The sequence below is a fragment of the Marinobacter shengliensis genome (genome assembly GCF_030297115.1).
In the GTDB taxonomy this organism is placed as follows: domain Bacteria; phylum Pseudomonadota; class Gammaproteobacteria; order Pseudomonadales; family Oleiphilaceae; genus Marinobacter; species Marinobacter shengliensis.
Genome location: NZ_AP028062.1, coordinates 3065203 through 3083690 on the forward strand (window position 1 = coordinate 3065203; position 18488 = coordinate 3083690).

Below are 18488 nucleotides of genomic sequence, written 5' to 3' on the forward strand. Positions count from 1 at the left end.
GCTTAGGGATTCGGGCTGAAAGATCAATGTTTGTTTTGTGGCTACGCCAAGTGGTTTCAGTTTCCGAGCTCTTTCAACAACGGCGTTCCAGACAACCCGGATACTTCCAGGCGCTGCCACTGGCTGTCCGCTACCGCAAGCACCGCGCAGGGCGAGGTAATCACCTGCGCCACCATCATGTCCGGCGCGGGCGAATTTACCTTCATGGCCAGTTTCAGGGTTTTCCTGTCCGCCGTGGCAGACTCAAGCCCAACGCTATAACCGGCGGTTGGCTTCTGGCCCAGGGTGACAATCACCAGTGACTCTTTCTCAAGATTAACCTGGCGAATAATACCGGTTGCCATATTCTGCCCGCCAATATCCAGCAATGCCTCCAGTTCCGAACCGGTCCGCACGTGCGCGACGCCTGGTCCGGTCAGGCCACAATGGGCAGACTGGGTTACCTGGCGCACCTGGGGCTGCATGCCGGCGTTTTCACCGCCGGTGGCACTGCAAGCCGTTATCAGGGCCGCTGCCAGCGGCAAGGCAAACAGCCGGGGAATGCGATCTGTCATTGTGTCGTCCTGGGTCGGTTATCACTGTTATTGCGAGCGCTATCGCGCTCTGGCGTGATCAAACGGTAACCCTGAAACCCCGGCCTGGGCAAGATGTCCGGGGTTTCCGCAGAAATTGTGGGGCGGGTAAAGCTGGTGGTCATCCGGAGATCGGAAAGGCTTTGGCCTTCCTCAATAGTGATCACCTCCCGCAAACCGGAAATCGGGTATTCCGCGCAGGCCTCGCCGGGCTGACAGATGATGCCGTCGCCATCAATATCCGTGCCCGCGACCAGAAAGTAGTCGCCCGGACTGACTTCATTGAGCCGGCGCGGCTCCTCTCCATCCCAGGATTCAAAGCGGAAACCGTAGCTGCCATTGGAGGCCTCCACAGCAATCTGGGCCTCGGCCCAATAGAAACCGTCATCATCCGGCGTGGTATCCACCAGCAGGACGAAGTGGGTGCCGGCGTTGCGGGCCTGTTCGTCGCTGATGAGCTGGGCGATGACAGGAATGCGCAGACTGCGCTGAGTTTCATCATCGTCATAGGTCACACGGATATCACCCCGGTAAGCCGTATCTGGCTCAATCTCCGACTCTACCAGCGAGACATTGAACACATAGCGCCCGTCATCGCGCTCTTCTGGTTGAGTGACGTTTATCCAAGTGAGGTTGTTAGTCAGACTTACGTCACTGACCGACCCGCTGCCGATCTGGCTGAGCACCACGGTTGCGCTGGTCACCCCTTCATTGCTGAGCGAAACCTGAGAGGGTGATGGAGACAAAATCGTCACGTTGCCTTCAAGATTCGCCTGAAGCGCCTTGGCGGCATCGAGAATGCCATACCCCAGCTGGTCGTTTCGGCTTCCCGGATAATCGGTGAGTTCGCCGCTTTCCAGCAGGGCTCGAACCTCGCTGTAGTTGAGGGTGTCTTTCTGGGCTTTCAGCAGTGCCATGACGCCCGACACATGAGGCGTGGCCATAGACGTACCCTGCAAGCCCGTATAACTGGCAACGAATTGACCGGCCTGCCCCACCGCACTGGTACTCCAGATCAGATCGGCGCGGCCATCGTTATTGCCATCCCGGCTGGCATCTCCGCCGGGTGCTGCGAGATCAATCCAGCTTCCGAAGTTTGAGTAGGACGACAGTCGACCTGCGGCATCCACGGCACTGACCGCCAGCACGTTGGGTGATGCCGCCGGGAAAGAGGGTGTGGATGTCGCAGAGTTTCCTGCTGCTCCAACGAAAATCACACCACGATTAACCCCAAAGCTGATGGCATCTTCCAGGGCCTGAATTCGGGGCAATCCACCCAGGCTCAGATTGACGACATCAGCCCTGGGAGAGTTCAGAACCGGAGATTGACCTGTCACCCAACGAATAGCATCAATCAGGTCGGTGGAGGAGCCGGTTCCACCTTCTCCCAAAACCCTGACAGGAACAATTGCCGATCCGAAAGCAACCCCTCCAATGCCTTCACCATTAACCACCGCAGCCACCGTTCCAGCAACGTGAGTGCCATGAAACACGTTGGAGCCAACGCTGCTACCCGGATCCCTGGGAAAATCGTCGCCATCGACAAAATCTTTACCATCGACCACATTTTCATCGAGGTCCAGATGCCAGGGGCGAGCGTCTGGATCTTCGCTAAAAAGCCCGCTATCAAGCACTGCAACACGCGCCGTCGTCCCGCCTTCAGGCACCAACTACCAGGCACCCGGCGCGTTAACCAGATCGTAGTGCCACTGCAAACGGTACAGAGGTTCATCCACCGGCGAGCTCTGCATGCTCGACATCTGATAGTTTGGCACCGCGTCTTTGACACCCGGCATCTGCCGAAGCTGGGTAATCCAGGACAGGGTTTCCGCCTGCATTTGAGTCGCACTGACAGCACGGGAAGACGCCTGGGCAGGCATCCGCATCAACCAGTCCGCGCCGCCCAGGTGCCGCTCAGCGTTGGCCGTGCCGGCGGCCATTGAAGACATAGCCCCAGGGGCACTGGAATCCAGCGTGACGATGGCTTGTTGCGGTAGAAACTGATGATCCGGCCAGTCAAGGCTCAGGCTGTCGAGTTGGGTGTCGGCGGCTTTGACCAGCACGTAGCGGGCAGGGCCGTCTCCGGTCACACTGACTTCAACCGTGTAATTGGCTACAGCAGCAGTATCATCCAACCTGATGCTCACTGAGGGTGTTTCCGGGGAGGTTTGCTCTGGTTGCGGAGTCTCTCCATTTCCACTCACCCGCAACTCAAGCTCCGCAACTCCATCACGGCCGCCAAAATTTCTCAGAATCACCGTTTCACCCGGCCCCATCGGCACGGTGTAGGTATCTACCGGGTCAGCCGCGTAACTGAACAATTGGCCGTTGAGCAACGGATAGGAACCATTTCGCGAACTGACAAACCCGGCAAGAACAAAACTGGCCGGCAGGGTTTGGGCACCCGAAGCAGGGCTGGCATCGGTAAACCGCAACTGATCCATCGTGTCCTGATCAATCCGGCTGCCGGATTCGATACTGATCACACCAGATAAAGGGCCAAGATCAATGGCCGGGGGCTGGGATTCAGAACTTCCGGAACCACCACCGCATCCTGCGAACAACACCACTCCCGAAAGCACAAGATACTGCGGCAATGTTCTTCTCACGGTTACCCTCTTTGCCTGTTTTATATGAACCTCCTTATCCATACGCAAACTATAGGTCAAAAGTTCCAAAGTTAGCTCGCCTAAGTTCCCATAAATGCGAGAGAGTCTGGCTCGGGAGAAGGTTGGAGGGGCTTTCTGAAACACGCTGTGAATACATCCCTGTACGCTCCGCTCCGCCATCCATGGCTCCGCAGGGTTTCAGAAAGCCCCTCCAACCTTCTCCCTCCCCCCAACATTTGCGGTCAACCAAAACAAAAAAACCCGTGAAGCAGAACTCCACGGGTTTTCACACACCATGGCAACTACAAGGCGTAGAACAGCATCGGCACAAAGGCCACCAGCAGCAAGCTGGGTATCATCACCGCCAGCGGCAACAGCAGGCGCTGGTAACGGTGCCAGAAAGTACCCGTGCGCTCTGCCGCCAGCACTTCAGTCTCACCAACCACCTGCCGCGTTAACAGATGGTTCAGGGCCACAGGCGGGCTCAAGTAACCCAGCTCGAAGGCTACCAGGCACACAATCCAGAAGTGCAGCGGGTCTACGCCAATCTGTATTGCTGGCTGGGCGATGGTGGCCGATACCAGAATCACCGCACCGAACGGGTCCATCACCATGCCGATCAGCGTCAGCATCACTACGATGACCATCATAGCAATCCAGGGGCTGGTCAGGGTCTCCGGGAAAATCGCATGGACAATGTCGGAGCGCTCCAGAATACCGCCCAGGCAGATGGAGAAGCCGATCAGGGCCATCAGCGCGCCAATGTGAACGGCTGAATCACTGGCAGCATTGCTGCTGCGTTCAAAGAACGTTTGCATCCGGGAAACAGAAAGTTCCTTACTCTCCTTTCCAGAGTCCAACACCACCAGGGCGAGCATCACCAAAGGCAGAATCATCGGCGCACTGTACTCGTTGAACTTCAGGCCCAGGACCACCCAGATTGCAAAGATCACAGCAGCGGCAGTCAGTGCATAAGGTACCAGTGGTAACAGTTGTTTCAGCGCAAGACGCAAAGCACCCGGTGCCGGCCTGGGCTTCCAGTTACCTTCGGTCTTGCACACGATGAACGAGAACAGGCTGGCAGACAGAATGAACACCCAGAAGCCCCAGCCGTACATTTCAGAGGTGGTCACTTCTTTGTTCAGTGCTGCGATTACCACAATCAGCAGGCACGGGTTGAGCACCACCCCGAGACTGCCTGACATCGCGGTGGTCGCCAGGGACAACTGCCGCCCGGCACCCGCTTTTCTCAGTTCGTCATACACAACACCACCCACGGCAAGAATAAAAATACCGGAGGCACCCGTGAACGCCGTCGGGAAGGCGGTGGCAAAGATAATCACTGAGGCCAGCATAGGCGCCGGCAGATTGAACGGCTTGACGATGTTCAGCAGCAATTCCGGCACGCGGGTCTGCTTGAGCATCATGCCCACCAGCACATAAAGGCCGATGTTGATGAACATGGAAGACAGGTTCGCCATCATGCCGAAGTAGATCGCCAGGCCCGAAGTGTAGCCGTCCACAAAGAAGAAGTAGGACATGGCTATCAAACCCATCATGCAATACAACGGGATGACCAGGCTCGATGACAAGCTCAGGCTGCCGGGCTTCATGCGCTCGGGTATGTGGAAGAAGCGAATGGCGTTGATCACCATGAACATTCCGAATACACCGGCCCAGGCGTATTGCAAAATCATAGTGTTTTCCGTGCCCGGCGATGTCGATAATCGCCCGAGATAGGCGTTCAGGGACAGCACCATCAAACCGTTGACGATGAACTGCACGCCCTGGCTCAAGCGCCACTCTGACCGGTTGCGGGACAGCCGCAGGGCAATGTGGTCCGCGTCCAGCGCCGAGATCGCAGCAGCCATGGCAAACATGGCGATGAACAGGTACTTGGTCAGTTCAATGTTGTCCAGCAGAAAGCCAGCCAGTCCCTGTTCAAAACTCTTGTAGGCACCCAGTGCCCATGTGGCGTGCTTCTGGTTCTCGGCATACATCAGGTGGCGCTGCTCACACAGGGCCACGTTGCTCTGCAGAGACTGCCTCAGCGCATCCGCGTCTGGTGGGGAGCTGAACAAATCGTCCGGATCAGGCTTGTAAGCCTGAATCCTGCGCTCAACCTCGGCATCCACATCCACGAACATATTACAGGTGGGTTCGGTCGCATCCGGGTTCAGCAGATAATAGTTCGGCCAGACCTGCTCACCAATCCACAACATTCTGGAGTGCAGGGAATTCCCCATGCCCAGCAGCAGAGTTGACAGGAGCAAAAGCAGTAGAATAACCCCATGTATCCTGTGTACGGGGTAGAGCGTCCTTGCACCAGAGGCAGTCATCGCGCGCCAGTTCATGTGTTTTCTCTCCGATTATTCCCGGTTGTCAGCCGTGCACTCAGACGCGCCCGGGTTACTGGCGCAGCGAATTTTGCTCAATAGACTCATCATGCGTGGGTCGTACACACTCGGTGCACCGTTCACACCATCACGCATTTCCAGACGGTTTTCACGGAACATCTCCTGGTAGCCAGTAATGTCCTGGTCCGGAATTCGAATCCATTGCTTTTCAGGGATCGCTTTCTCCTGGCTCTCGATCAGGTTCATCGCCTGCGGGAACATATCCCAGGCCACTTCACGGGATTTCTGCGCGGTGTCATCATCCAGAACGCCTTCGCGGGCAATGATCTGGATAGTCAACTGGGCCAGTGGGTAGTCAACAATACCGCCTTTATCACCGATACCCTTGTATAACTCGAGGGCTTCATAGGCGAACGCTGGCGCATAGGCGGTATCAACGGAGCCGTTATTGAACTTACCAGCGAAGTTGGTGATATCCGATGGAACCACCGTTGCCTTAACGTGATTCACCATATGAATGGCGTCACGCTGATAATCGAGAGTGGCCATTCGCTTCCCGGCCAGTTTGCTTGCGGTGTTGATGCTTCGGTCGTTGACGAACAAATACCCCGCACCGGCCGGCACAATCGCCAGCACTTCATAGCCGCCGGACTTCATCAGAGATGCCGCCCTGGGCTGGGCCAGTGTCGCCAACAAGGTTTCCAGATCATCATAGGTCGGAATGGCGCCAACCGCACTGACACTGCCCGTAAACTTGTTGAACGGCCGAGTCCGGATATCGGTTGCGGCAACGGCGTCACACTGGCCGGCGTTAAAATCACCAACGGCCACACCTTCGTCGGTATAGGGGCGAAGATTGAAGTCCACTCCATGGGCTTTCATTTCCAGGGCGTAGTCTTTGACCAGATTGTATACGTCGCCGTTGGCGCCGATAACGTCAAACACACACATGGAAACTGTCTGGGCTGATGCCAACGGAGCAGCAACGGCCAACGACAGAGCGGCAAGGGATTTACGGATCATGACGACCTCCGGGTCATTCTTGTGTTTATCGTTGAAACTGGGTCAGGGCCTGGCGGCCTGCTCTCAGAGCAGGTCGTCCAGGTCCATGGTTTCGGTATTGGTTCTGGCGCGTTCCGGGCTCATCTTGCCGAAGAAATTGCGCGGCGTGCGGTGACCATATTCGGCAGTCCAGTGCTTGTCTGAGGAAAACTGAACGATGGTTCGAGCCACTTCATCCACCAATCGGTAATCGTCCCATACGTCGATTCGGTCGTCGGCGTCGGCGAAGTGCGCAATGGCATCGGCGAGCACATCAGGGCGTCCAAAGGTTTCAGCAGCTACGATCTGAACCGCGTGGGATGCCCGAATACCCGCATTCACGCCCATTTCGGAGCTGTTCTCAAGCACCTGCCAAGGGTCAGGCGACAGCTCGGGACGGGTATCGGGCAACAGCAACCAGACCAGCGCGCGAACAGCATTGGGCAAACCGCCCCATTTTTCGTTGTCAACACATTGCGCGGCACGCTCTGCCCTCGGCGCTATATTACGAGGCACGCCTGCAAGCGCACCAGAGTTGGAGTCGTTCACGATGGCCTGCATACCGGTCAGAAGCCCCAACAGAAACGTCAGTTCGTCCTGATCGGTAAACAGGAAAGGGCACTCGATGGGCTCGGCAGCCGGATCAAAATCGTAGGCTGCCATGGCCCGAAGATAGGCATTGTATCGGCGCGAGGCCGTAGTGGCGTACAAACGCTTGGCGCGCTCACGGGCGTCTTTTGCAGCAGGCACATCGCCATTGTACTGGGCACGGAGATAGTCCAGTTCTGCGTTCCAGGCACGGTATTCCATGCAATTGCCGGCCAGCAGCATAAGCAGTGACCCGGTGCTGTCAGGCGCGGAGGTTACGCGAGAAAAGGAGTAGACGAGAGGATCAGTACCCTCACCCAGCGCGCACGCCATTTCAGTGTCCGACATCTGCAGCACATAAGGTGTTGCCTCAGACTCTGCGTAGCTGGAGAGCACCATACCCGTCGTCGTATATATGGGGTTGGCGGAGCAGCCGGCCAGGACCATCGCCAGTCCTGCAAGTGCGAACTGTTTGAGCAGGGCCGAACTACGGCCCACTAGGGAAACCTCTGGGTAGAACATAATTTGCCCTGTCTTGCTTTGTTTTTGTCAGTAAGGGATGACGAGTGTTTTTTTATCACATATTCGCGTCGTCAAACCGTGAACCAGAACCTTCACAGCCAACATCCAGGCTGTTCCCCGAGGAACTGGTCTCTACGACGCGAAGGATGCTTTGATTTTTGTCAGACAAGAATGGCTGGAATGCCGAAAATTATATGCCGATCGGGCCAATGGCCTCTAAGGAAAGCACAAAAATTTAAACTAATTGATATAAAACAATAAGTTCCAAAGGTAACCTGTTGTTACAGTCCGAGCATCGCCATGACTTGATCGGTCAACCCGTCCAGCGTCAGTCCACCGCGCTCGGGTTTGTACCAGGTCACCGTCCAGCTCAGCGCTCCGGTCAACATCCGCCTTACGATAAAGGGATCCGCCTTGAGCTGGCCAAGCTCGTTAAGCTCCTCCAAAACAGATAGCCACAGCCCTTCGTATATCTCCCGCAATTCCAGCACCTGGACCTGAGAGCCCTCCGAGAGACTACGCCATTCATAGACCAGCACTGCCATGGCTTCGCCAGTCTGGCCATTAATGGATTCCAGCTCACTTCGCACCAACGCCCGAAGCTTGCCCCGGGGGGACTCCTCGCTGTCGGCTGCCGCCTGCATCAAAGCGGTATTGAGACGGATGGTCTCAACCATAACCGCCTTCAGAATTTCCTCTTTGGTTCGGAAGTGATGGAACAGACTACCGGACTGGATGCCGACGGCTGCCGCCAGATCACGCACAGTGGTGCGCTCATAGCCTTTGTCCCGGAATAACCTGGCGGCTTCCTTTAACAAGCGCCCGCGGGCACTGGCAGGGTCGGAAACGAGCTGTTCGGCAATCAAGGACTGAAGAATCTGGTTCTGGTTCACAAAGGCCATCCGGTTGTCTTGGTGGGACTTTTTATTCTACCCGAGATTTGCCTGTTTACAAACCAAGCGCTTGCTTGGTATTGTCATTATCAACGTTGGATAACTTCCCGCCGACGCGGGCTTCACAACAAGGCCAAGAACATGTCACACGCCAACAAAACCATCCGCATCGGTTGCTCCGCCGCTTTCTGGGGTGATACCGAAACGGCAGCCGCCCAGCTGGTGCACCGGGGCAACATCGATTATCTGGTGGCCGATTATCTGGCCGAGATCACCATGTCCATCATGGCTGGCCAGAAGATGAAGGACCCCACCCAGGGCTATGCCCGGGATTTTGTGGAAACCGTTATGGCGCCTTTGCTGGGCGACATTAAAGAAAAAGGCATCCGGGTGCTGGCCAACGCCGGCGGCGTGAACCCGGTGGCTTGCCGGGATGCGTTGCAGGCGTTGTGCGAAAAAGCGGGGGTCGATCTGAAAATCGCCCTGGTGCTGGGCGACGACCTGCTGATGAAGAATAAGAAGCTCGCCGATGCCGGCGTCACCGAGATGACCACCGGCCAGCCCTTCCCCGCCATGATGGTGAGCCTGAATGCCTACCTGGGCGCACCAGGCCTGGTGGCTGCCCTGGAACAGGGTGCCGACATCATTATTACCGGCCGGGTAGCGGACAGCGCGCTGGTGCTGGCGCCGCTGGTGCATGAATTCGGCTGGCGCTGGAACGATTACGACAAACTTGCCCAGGGCAGCCTGGCCGGGCACTTGCTGGAATGTGGCGCCCAGTCTACCGGTGGCAACTTTACCGACTGGGAAGATGTGGCCGACGGCTACGCCAATATGGGCTTCCCCATTGCTGAGGTGAGCGCCTCCGGCGACTTTGTAATGACCAAGCCCGAAGGCACCGGCGGTCTGGTCAGCCGGGGCACGGTAAGCGAGCAGTTGGTGTATGAGATTGGTGATCCAAGGGCCTATCTGCTGCCCGACGTTACCTGCGATTTCACCGAGGTTGCACTTGAGGAAATCAGTAAGGATCAGGTTCGCGTTTCCGGTGCCAAAGGTCTGCCACCTACCGACAGCTACAAGGTATCTGGCACCTGGCCGGATGGCTTCAAGTGCACGGTCACCTTTTTGCTCGCTGGCATAAACGCGCCCGCCAAGGCTCAGAAAGTCGCAGAGGCGATTCTTGCCAAAACCTCGGTGATGTTTGTGGAGCGCGGCCTGCCGGATTATTCCGAAACCAGCATCGAGTTGCTGGGTACCGAGACCACTTACGGCGCCCATGGCAAGGGCGATCAATGCCGGGAAGTGGTGGTGAAGATTGCCACCGCCCACCCGAAGAAAGAGGCACTGGTGCTTTTTTCACGGGAAATCGCCCAGGCTGCCACGGGGATGGCACCGGGTATCACCGGCATTGTCGGTGGTCGGCCAACCGTTTGGCCGAAGATTCGTTTGTTCTCTTGCCTGGTACCAAAATCGGAAGTGGCGGTTTCGGTGGATCTGGCAGGCGAGAAGTCTGAGGTGGTGGTGGCTACCGAGGGTGGTTTCGATCCGGGTGCTCTGGCGGCTGAGCCGGAGTCACGGATGGAGGTGGCGGCGGATACCACGGTTCCGTTGATCAAGCTGGCTTGGGCCCGGTCCGGGGATAAGGGTGATCACAGCAATATCGGGGTGATTGCGCGGGATCCGGAGTATGTTCCTTATATTGAGGCGGCGTTGACGGAACAGGCGGTGGCAGATTGGATGGCGCATACGTTGAATCCGGAGTCTGGCAAGGTGACGCGCTGGTCTATGCCAGGGTTGCATGCGTTCAATTTCTTGCTGGAGCACAGTCTTGGTGGTGGTGGTGTGGCCAGTTTGCGGATTGATCCGCAGGGTAAGGCGTTTGCGCAGCAGCTTCTGGAGTTTCCTGTGCCGGTGCCTTCGAATTTGGTAGCACAATGAACATTCTAATCACTCTCCGGCGCAAGCTTCTTGCTTGGGGCTCAGGCCCACAACTTGGGTGGCGGCACCCTGGTGGGGGAACGCCCTACAAAAAGCGCTCCTGCGGCACATCCATGTGGCGCTTCACTCCGGCCATCCATGGCCTACGAGATTTTTGTAGGGCGTTCCCCCACCAGGGCGCTCCGACTTTTTACGTGGATTCTTTGTATTCAGATAAGGAACTTTTATGAGTTATCAGTCTGTTCTTCGCCCGGGCTTGTTTGAAGGCCAGGTGTTTATCGTGACCGGCGGTGGCTCCGGTATTGGCCGCTGCACGGCTCACGAACTGGCGGCGCTCGGTGCCCGGGTTGCGCTGGTGGGTCGTAAGCAGGAGAAGGTAGACGCGGTTAAGGCCGAGATTGAGGAAGACGGCGGTATTGCCAGTGCTCATGCCTGCGATATCCGTGAGGAGGAGTCAGTCAAGGCGACGGTGAAGGCGATTATTGAGACCCACGGTGGGCTGAACGGGGTGGTGAACAACGCCGGCGGGCAGTTTGCGTCTCCGTTGACGGGGATTAATCAGAAGGGTTGGGAAACCGTGGTGCGCACGAATCTGACCGGTGGTTTTCTGATTTCCCGGGAGGCCTATACACAGGCCTTGAGCAAATCCGGCGGTTCGATCGTGAACATTGTGGCGGATATGTGGGGCGGTATGCCGGGCATGGGCCACTCAGGGGCCGCCCGGGCCGGGATGGTGAATTTTACCCAGACGGCGGCGGTTGAGTGGGCGCCGTCCGGGGTTCGGGTGAATGCGGTGGCGCCGGGGTGGATTGCTTCCAGCGGGATGGATAATTACCCGGCTCATATGAAGTCGTGGATTCGCAGCCTGGCGGATGCGGTGCCGATCAAGCGGATGGGCACGGAATCGGAGGTGAGTTCGGCGATCTGTTTCCTGCTTAGCCCGGGGGCGGCGTTTATCAGTGGCGATTGTCTGCGGATTGACGGTGCGGCATCCCAGGGCGGGCGTGTGTGGCCGATGCCGAAGGCAAAGAATAACGAGCCCTACAACGGTTTCCATCGGGCGGTAACGCCGAAAGTTTTGAGTGACGACTGAGGATTTCCCATGCAGGTACTGGAAACAACAATAAGCCCCCAGTCCGACGAGTTCCGGGCCAATGTCGAGGCCATGGAAGCCCATATCACCACTTTCCGGGACGTGGAGCAGAAGGTGCTGGACCTGGCGGAATCGGCCCGGGAGAAGTTTACCAAGCGGGGCAAATTGCTGCCGCGGGATCGCATCAATCGGTTGCTGGATCGGGGCAGTGAGTTTCTGGAGCTGTGCTCCCTGGCCGGTTACAAGATGCACGATGACAAAGACGGCTCCATGGCCGGTGGCGGGATTATTGCCGGTATTGGCCGGGTAGCCGGAGTGCGCTGTCTGGTGGTCGCCAGCAACAGCGCCATCAAGGGCGGAACCATTACCCCCGCCGGTCTGGACAAGACCCTGCGCCTGCAGCAGATTGCCATGGAGAACAAGCTGCCGGTGGTGTCGCTGTCAGAATCTGGCGGCGCCAACCTGAACTACGCCACGGATATTTTTGTGCTCGGCGCCCGGGGGTTTGCCAACCAGGCGCGGATGTCCGCAGCCGGAATTCCGCAAGTGACCGTGGTGCATGGCAACGCCACCGCCGGTGGTGCTTATCAGCCCGGCCTGTCGGATTATGTGATCACCGTGCGCGAGCAGGCCAAGATGTTCCTGGCCGGCCCGCCGCTGCTGAAAGCGGCCACGGGCGAGGTCGCCACCGATGAAGAACTGGGCGGTGCAGAAATGCACGCCACTGTGGCCGGCACCGCTGAATACCTGGCCGAAGACGACGCCGATGGCATCCGCCAGGCCCGGGAAATTCTCGGTGCCCTGCCCTGGAATGAAAATCTTCCACTGCGCCAGGAACCCCAGTGGGATGAGCCGCTGTATCCGGCTGACGAGCTGCTCGGGGTGATTCCTTCGGACGCCAAGAAACCCTACGACGTTCGTGAAATCCTCGCCCGCATCGCCGACGGCTCCCGTTTCCTGGATTTCAAGAACGACTACGACAACCAGACCGTGTGCGGCACCATCCGCATTCAGGGCCACAGCGTGGGCATCATCGGTAACAATGGCCCGATCACACCGGCCGGCTCTACCAAGGCTGCGCAGTTTATCCAGCTGTGCGACCAGGCCGGTACGCCAATCCTGTTTCTGCACAACACCACCGGTTTTATGGTGGGCACGCATTCCGAGCAGAACGGCATCATCAAACACGGGTCCAAGATGATTCAGGCCGTGGCCAATTGTCGGGTTCCGAAGCTCGCGGTGGTGGTAGGCGGTTCCTACGGCGCCGGCAACTACGCCATGTGCGGCCGGGGACTGGACCCGAGATTTATCTTCGCCTGGCCCAACAGCCGCACCGCCGTCATGGGCCCGGCCCAGGCCGGCAAGGTGATGCGCATCGTGGCTGAAGAAAAACAACGCAAAAGCGGCATCGAGCCGGACGAAAAGACCCTGGCGTTCCTGGAGCAGGCCACCGCCAAGAAACTCGAAGACGGCTCCACCGCCCTGTTCGGTACCGCACGGCTGTGGGACGACGGTCTGATCGATCCAAGAGACACCCGCCGAGTGCTGGCCATGGCACTGTCGGTTTGCCGTGAAGCCGAACAAAGACAACTACGACCCAACGTTTACGGCGTCGCCCGTTTCTGATTTCCACACTGATTGACTGGGAGAACAACAATGAAATTCACAGCCGAACACGAAGCCCTCAGAAAAACCGTCCGCGATTTCGTGGAAAAGGAAATCAACCCGCACTGCGACGAATGGGAAGAAGCCGGCGAGTTTCCGATTCACGACCTGTTCAAAAAACTCGGCAACCTGGGCCTGCTGGGCATCCAGAAGCCGGAGGAATACGGCGGCATGGGTCTGGACTACAGCTACAACCTGGTCGCGGCCGAGGAACTGGGCATGGCAAAATGTGGCGGTGTACCGCTGGCCGTGGGCGTACAGACCGACATGTGTACCCCGGCCATCGCGCGCTTCGGCTCAGACGAACTCAAACGGGACTTCCTGGCTCCGGCCATCGCCGGCGATATGGTGGGCTGTATCGGTGTGAGTGAAGTAGGCGCAGGTTCCGACGTGGCCGGCCTGAAGACCACTGCCAAGAAAGACGGCGATGACTACGTCATCAACGGCTCCAAGATGTGGATCACCAACTCGCCGAAGGCGGACTTCATGTGTCTGCTGGCCAACACCAGCGACGACAAGCCCCACAAGAACAAGACCCTGATGATCGTGCCCATGAACACTCCGGGCATCACTTTCAGCCCGCACCTGAACAAGCTGGGTATGCGTTCGTCGGAAACGGCGCAGGTGTTCTTCGACGACGTGCGGGTTCCCCAGCGCAATCGCATCGGTGCCGAGGGCACGGGCTTTATGATGCAGATGTTGCAGTTCCAAGAGGAGCGTTTGTGGGGCGCGGCCAATGTCATCAAGGCTCTGGAAAACTGCGTTACCCAGACCATCGAGTACTGCCGCGAGCGCAAGACGTTTGGTCAGCCGCTGATCGACAACCAGTACATCCACTTCCGCCTGGCGGAGTTGCAGACCGAAATCGAAGCCCTGCGAGCGCTGACGTACCAGGCCTGTGAGCTGCACGTTGAAGGCAAGGATGTCACTAAGCTGGCGTCTATGGCCAAGCTGAAAGCTGGCCGCCTGGGCCGCGAAGTCACCGACAGCTGCCTGCAGTTCTGGGGCGGCAACGGCTACATGTGGGAAAACCCCCTGGCCCGAGCCTACCGCGATGTGCGGCTGGTCTCCATCGGCGGCGGCGCCGACGAAATCATGCTGGGCATCATCTGCAAGCTGATGGGCACCTTGCCTGGCAAGAAACGCGACTAAGTTTTTAGTTTGGCGGAAGGCCATGAGGCGGGGTTCCCCTTCCGGGACACGCCTACAAGCACGTCCCTGTGGGCTCGTTTCGGGCCGTCCATGGCCCTCAACGGTCCCGGAAGGGGAACCCCGCCTCATGGCCCCAAACGTTTTACGTGGAGTCCTGTATGGAATACCAACTACCACAATGCGAAACCCTGATACTTGAAAAACAGGGCCCGACGCTGCTCATTACGATTAACAGACCCGACGTCCGCAACGCCATGAGCCTCCACATGGTCGCGGAACTGTCCACCGTGTTCAGCGAAGTCGAACATGACGACAGCATCCGCGCCGTCGTCATCCGCGGCGCCGGGGGACACTTCTGCGCCGGCGGCGACATCAAAGACATGGCCGGCGCCCGGGGCCAGAAAGCCGGCGAAGGCCGCGACGACCCGTTCTACAAACTCAACCGCGCCTTCGGCCAGATGATCCAGCAGGTCAACGAATCCGCCAAAGTCGTCATCGCCATCACCGAAGGCGCCGTCATGGGCGGCGGCTTCGGCCTGGCCTGTGTCTCCGACCTCGCCATCGCCGGCCCGACTGCCAAATTCGGCATGCCGGAAACCACCCTCGGCGTCATCCCGGCCCAGATCGCCCCGTTCGTGGTAGAACGCATCGGCCTGACCCAGGCCCGTCGACTGGCCCTTCTGGGCTTGAGAATCGACGCAGCGGAAGCCTGCGCGCTCGGCATCGTTCACCAGGTTGCGGAATCCGAAGAACAGCTGAGCGACATGCTGAACCAGGCATTGGAACGCATTCGCCTGTGCGCCCCGAATGCCACGGCAGAGACCAAAGCCCTGCTGCACCGGGTCGGCCATGAAGCCATGGCCGGTCTTCTGGACGATGCCGCTGAAAAATTTGCGGCCGCTATCCGGGGACCAGAGGGCATGGAAGGCACCATGGCGTTCATGCAAAAGCGTGAGCCCAAGTGGGCAGATAGCTAAGAAGCACAACAACAAACATTGAGACTGTTCAATCGTAGTTGAGCAGGCAACACCCAAGGTCGCGGGAGCGCCATTGGCGGGGTGGGCCTCCGGAAAATCTCGGAGGCCATGGATGGCCGGAGCGAAGCGCACAAGGATGTGCTCGTAGCGTTTTTCCGGAGGCCCACCCCGCCAATGGTGCGGACAGGCTCCATCAGTAAGCGGTCTCCGCAGATAAGGTAGGAAACGGACATGTTAAAAAAACTGTTAATCGCTAACCGAGGCGAAATCGCCGTCCGGGTCATCCGCACAGCCAAGGCGCTGGGCTACCGAACCGTTGCCGTCTACTCCGAAGCCGACGCCAACGCCCTGCACGTTGAACAAGCCGACGAAGCCGTCTGCATAGGCCCGGCACAGGTTGCCGCCTCCTACCTGAACGCCGACGCCATCCTCGATGCCGCCGCCAAAACCGGCGCCGACTGCATCCACCCCGGCTACGGCTTCCTATCGGAAAACGCCAGCTTCGCCAAAACCATCAAACAGGCCGGCCTAACCTTCGTAGGCCCGCCCGAGAACGCTATCGAACTCATGGGCAGCAAACGCCGCTCAAAAATCGCCATGCAGGAAGCCGGCGTACCGGTGGTTCCTGGATATGAAGGCCCTGGCAAAGGACACGGGGCAAGCGACGACGAGCTCATCACCGCTGCCAAAGACATTGGCTACCCCCTCATGCTCAAAGCTTCCGCAGGCGGCGGAGGCCGGGGCATGCGCCTGGTCGGGAGTGAAAGTGAGCTGGCCGACAACATCAAGCGGGCCCGCTCAGAAGCCAAGCAAGCCTTCGGCGACGACGAACTGATCATCGAAAAAGCCGTTATCGAACCCCGCCACGTGGAAATCCAGGTCTTTGCCGATCGCCACGGCAACGCCGTGTACCTGGGCGAACGGGACTGCTCCGTGCAGCGCCGGCACCAGAAAGTGGTTGAAGAAGCGCCCTCACCCTTTGTTACCCCTGAGTTGCGCAAAGCCATGGGCGAAGCGGCCGTCAAAGCCGCCCTGGCCTGCGGTTACGAAGGCGCCGGCACCGTGGAATTCCTGGTCGACAAAGACCGCAACTTCTACTTCCTGGAAATGAACACCCGCCTGCAGGTGGAACACCCGGTCACCGAACTGATCACTGGTCAGGACCTGGTCGCCTGGCAGCTGATGGTCGCCGAAGGCCGCCCGCTGCCGCTGGCGCAGGACGAGATTGAACTCAACGGCCATGCCATCGAGGTGCGCCTGTACGCCGAAGACCCGGCCAACGGCTTTACTCCACAAACCGGCACCCTGCATCAATTTACCCCGGCCGAAGGTGCCGGCTTGCGCTACGACACCGGCGTGCGCTCCGGCGATGTGGTCAGCCCCCACTACGACCCCATGCTGGCGAAAGTCATTGCCTGGGGCCAGAACCGGGACGAAGCTCGCCGCCGGCTGATCCGGGCCCTGGAAGATACCGCCGTATTTGGTGTGACCACCAACCGGCACTTCCTCAGTCGCATTATTGCCGACGACACCTTCGGTGCCGGTGAAGCCACCACCGCGTTCCTGCAACAGGCGTTCAAGGATGATCCATCCCTGGCGCCCCAGCCGCTCACCATCCGTGAACTGGCCCTGAGCGCCTGCGTTCTCAGCTTAAGCGGCACAGGTCAGGAGGGCTGGAGCAACGCCCCGGCTACGGTCATGCCCATGAAGCTGGAAACTCAGGATGACAGCCTGGAACTGCTGGTCCGCCACAGCGGCCACACACTGCAGGTATCCCACGGCGAAGAACATTACGAGCTGCAGCTGCAAAGCCAGGAACCTGGCCTGCTATGCATTATCGACAATGGGGTTCGTCAGCGGTGCCAATACTACCGGAGCGGAGATTCCCTATATTTGCAGGCATTCGGGCGCTCCTGGTCAGTTCGGGACATCACCCACCAGCCGGCACAGGGTGCCCAAGGCGCCGGCAGTGGCAAGGTACAGGCCAGCATGGACGGCGGCATCATTGATGTGTTGGTGGCCGAAGGGGATCAGGTTGAACAGGGCCAGACTCTGGTCATCCTGGAAGCCATGAAAATGGAGCACCCGGTGAAAGCCGATCGCAGCGGCACCATCGGCCAATTGCTCGCCCGGCAGGGTGATCAGGTTAAACGGGGCCAACTGCTGGTTCAGGTAGAAGCTAACGAGGAGGCCGACGCATGAGCCGACTCCATCAACGCACCGTGTTCATCACCGGCGGCAGCCGGGGCATCGGCCGCGCCATCGCTCTGGCCTGCGCCCGGGAAGGCGCCAATGTGGTGATTGGCGCCAAGACCGATACACCGCATGCGAAACTACCGGGCACCATCCACACCGTGGCGGAGGAAATCCGCAACGCCGGCGGCCAGGCGCTGCCGCTGGTGCTGGACGTGCGGGATGAACGCCAGGTAAGGCAACGAATGGAAGAAGCCGCCAATCATTTCGGCGGCATCGACGTACTGGTGAACAACGCGGGCGCCATCCGGCTGACTGGTGTCGAAAACCTGAAGGTAAGCCGCTACGACCTGATGCACCAGGTCAATGCCCGGGCGGTGTTCACTTGCAGCCAGGCTGCCCTGCCCTGGCTGAAGGAATCCGGTGGCCACATCCTGAGCCTGTCGCCGCCACTGAACCTGAACACCCGGTGGTTTGCCCAGTACGGGCCTTACACCACCACAAAATATGGGATGACCATGCTCAGTATGGGCATGGCCGAGGAATTCCGCCGCTACGGCATTGCCGTGAACTGCCTGTGGCCAAAAACGCTGATCGCCACGGCGGCCATCGAGTACGAAGTGGGCGGGCCGCAACTCATGGCCCAGGGCCGCAAACCGGAGATCATGGCGGATGCGGCCATCAGCATTCTCTCCCGCACCGCAGATGAACTGACGGGGCAGGCGCTGATTGATGAAGAGGTGCTTCGTCAGGATGGCATAGAGGATTTTGAACACTACCGGTACGCACAGGGCGACAAACCGCTACTGCCGGATCTGTTCCTGGATTAGCCGCGGGGCTCTTTGTGTTGCTCCGCGGTTCAAAACCTATAAAGACAATGACGACTGA

Annotated in this window: 14 protein-coding genes; 7 read left to right on the plus strand and 7 right to left on the minus strand. The window is 58.7% G+C overall.

All coding sequences use genetic code 11. The features are described from left to right. Window positions 1-56: 56 nt before the first annotated feature. From QUE75_RS14000 to QUE75_RS14030, 7 genes are all read right to left on the minus strand, one after another. Complete coding sequence (locus QUE75_RS14000) at window positions 57-554, minus strand: protease complex subunit PrcB family protein (protein ID WP_061331600.1); 498 nt, start codon at window positions 552-554, stop codon at window positions 57-59. Further along, the gene (locus tag QUE75_RS14005) at window positions 551-2206 is read right to left on the minus strand and encodes a S8 family serine peptidase (protein ID WP_286251082.1); all 1656 of its coding nucleotides are present in this window, start codon (window positions 2204-2206) and stop codon (window positions 551-553) included. Before QUE75_RS14005 ends, QUE75_RS14000 begins: the two co-directional genes overlap by 4 nt. Before the next feature lie 36 nt (window positions 2207-2242). Continuing rightward, window positions 2243-3181, minus strand: a complete 939-nt coding sequence (locus QUE75_RS14010) for a hypothetical protein (protein WP_286251084.1) — start codon at window positions 3179-3181, stop codon at window positions 2243-2245. A 302-nt stretch (window positions 3182-3483) separates the two neighbouring features. Then, entirely contained in the window at window positions 3484-5535 is a 2052-nt protein-coding gene (locus QUE75_RS14015; RefSeq protein WP_286251086.1) for a TRAP transporter large permease subunit, read from the minus strand. Between the two features lie 15 nt (window positions 5536-5550). Then, window positions 5551-6561 carry a putative solute-binding protein gene (locus QUE75_RS14020; RefSeq protein WP_106694973.1) on the minus strand — a complete coding sequence of 337 codons (1011 nt, stop codon included), beginning with the start codon at window positions 6559-6561 and terminating at the stop codon, window positions 5551-5553. A gap of 63 nt (window positions 6562-6624) precedes the next feature. Continuing rightward, the gene (locus tag QUE75_RS14025) at window positions 6625-7689 is read right to left on the minus strand and encodes a hypothetical protein (protein WP_061331603.1); all 1065 of its coding nucleotides are present in this window, start codon (window positions 7687-7689) and stop codon (window positions 6625-6627) included. Between the two features lie 281 nt (window positions 7690-7970). Beyond that, the gene (locus QUE75_RS14030) at window positions 7971-8591 is read right to left on the minus strand and encodes a TetR/AcrR family transcriptional regulator (protein ID WP_138437157.1); all 621 of its coding nucleotides are present in this window, start codon (window positions 8589-8591) and stop codon (window positions 7971-7973) included. Window positions 8592-8723: 132 nt separating this feature from the next. Between QUE75_RS14030 and QUE75_RS14035 the strand changes: the two genes are divergently transcribed. The 7 genes from QUE75_RS14035 (at window position 8724) to QUE75_RS14065 (ending at window position 18430) form a co-directional block, all read left to right on the plus strand. Beyond that, the gene (locus QUE75_RS14035; protein ID WP_286251093.1) at window positions 8724-10520 is read left to right on the plus strand and encodes an acyclic terpene utilization AtuA family protein; all 1797 of its coding nucleotides are present in this window, start codon (window positions 8724-8726) and stop codon (window positions 10518-10520) included. A gap of 226 nt (window positions 10521-10746) precedes the next feature. After that, window positions 10747-11613 carry an SDR family oxidoreductase gene (locus QUE75_RS14040; RefSeq protein ID WP_286251095.1) on the plus strand — a complete coding sequence of 289 codons (867 nt, stop codon included), beginning with the start codon at window positions 10747-10749 and terminating at the stop codon, window positions 11611-11613. A 9-nt stretch (window positions 11614-11622) separates the two neighbouring features. Next, complete coding sequence (locus QUE75_RS14045; protein ID WP_286251098.1) at window positions 11623-13239, plus strand: acyl-CoA carboxylase subunit beta; 1617 nt, start codon at window positions 11623-11625, stop codon at window positions 13237-13239. A 30-nt stretch (window positions 13240-13269) separates the two neighbouring features. Further along, on the plus strand, window positions 13270-14430 hold the full coding sequence (gene atuD / locus QUE75_RS14050; RefSeq protein WP_286251099.1) for a citronellyl-CoA dehydrogenase: 1161 nt from the start codon (window positions 13270-13272) through the stop codon (window positions 14428-14430). Between the two features lie 158 nt (window positions 14431-14588). Next, on the plus strand, window positions 14589-15407 hold the full coding sequence (locus QUE75_RS14055) for an enoyl-CoA hydratase/isomerase family protein (protein WP_286251102.1): 819 nt from the start codon (window positions 14589-14591) through the stop codon (window positions 15405-15407). 231 nt (window positions 15408-15638) lie between these two features. Then, a complete protein-coding gene (locus QUE75_RS14060) occupies window positions 15639-17609 on the plus strand; it encodes an acetyl/propionyl/methylcrotonyl-CoA carboxylase subunit alpha (RefSeq protein ID WP_286251104.1) in 1971 nt (656 codons plus the stop codon). Further along, window positions 17606-18430 carry an SDR family oxidoreductase gene (locus tag QUE75_RS14065; protein WP_286251105.1) on the plus strand — a complete coding sequence of 275 codons (825 nt, stop codon included), beginning with the start codon at window positions 17606-17608 and terminating at the stop codon, window positions 18428-18430. Before QUE75_RS14060 ends, QUE75_RS14065 begins: the two co-directional genes overlap by 4 nt. Window positions 18431-18488 lie beyond the last annotated feature (58 nt).